At 65.0% G+C, this 1,003-nt stretch carries 1 protein-coding gene; it reads right to left on the bottom strand.

What is annotated here, in order from left to right:
* On the bottom strand, positions 1–973 hold a 973-nt coding region (locus QH168_RS00005), incomplete at its 3' end, for a DUF4185 domain-containing protein (RefSeq protein ID WP_280232230.1).
* Positions 974–1,003 lie beyond the last annotated feature (30 nt).

Below are 1,003 nucleotides of genomic sequence, written 5' to 3'. Positions count from 1 at the left end.
GGCGGGTGCCGGGATCGGACCCAGTGGGGGTGGACGAATTGGTTGTTTCGGTGTCTTGGGTCTGATCGGGTGAGGTATCGGTGCTCTGGCCTGTGTCGAAGCGGACGGTCAGGAAGCGGGGGCGGTAGAGGCTGACGTCGTCGAGAACCAGTTCGGGGCGACGTTCCGGCGGCCAGTCGGCGGGCACCGCCCAATTGACGTTGTACGACACGACAAGCCCACCCCGGCCACGATCCAGATGTGGATGCGCGAGCGCATTGTAGGTGTTTGCGTTCGGGTCGCTGTATGTTCCGTACAGGCCGGTTTCGGGTGTGGTGTAGAGCACCGTCTTGTCCACGAACGGCCCGAGCGGTGTCGGTGCGGCGTACGCGACGATATCGGCACTATAGATTTCGGTCCCGTCATTGGTGACGAGCAGATACCGGTCAGCGAAGTGGACAACGCTGAACTCGTTGGCCACTCCGGGCATCAGATCCACTGCGGCACGCTCGTCGGCGCTCCACCCGTTGTCGCCGGTGTAGTACTCCCAATCGCCCAGCAGACTGTCACCCGCGACACGGGCGATGCGCAGGTTTCGTTGGCCCCTGCCATGATCGTGCCCGCCGTACACGTAGGTGTAGCCGTCGGTACGGCAGATGGCCGATCCCCATGACACGCCCCACGATGATTCCCGCACGGTGACATCGATGGGTTGGGCCGGTTCCGCGGCGTCGAACCGCGCGATGACCAGCCCGTCGGATCTCTTGTCGCCACGAAGCCCGGTCGGCCGGTAGCGCCGATAGGCGATCTCGACGAACTCACCGGCCACCACGGCATCGCCGGCCCAGTAGACGGCGGGGCCATCATCGGTGGGTGGCTCCAACACCGACAACGGCGTGTCCGCGGTACCGCCGTGCACGGTCGTGAGCCGCTCCCCGTCCTGGATCACCAGACTGTTGCGGATGAACGGCGTCTGGCCACCATGCTGACGCACGTTCGATCGGGAACCGTCGGGGTTCACGGT

The organism is Nocardia cyriacigeorgica, from assembly GCF_029868385.1.
Taxonomy (GTDB): domain Bacteria; phylum Actinomycetota; class Actinomycetes; order Mycobacteriales; family Mycobacteriaceae; genus Nocardia; species Nocardia cyriacigeorgica_F.
The sequence above is the reverse complement of the archived record's forward strand: the minus strand, read 5'-3'. Positions and strand labels throughout refer to the sequence as shown.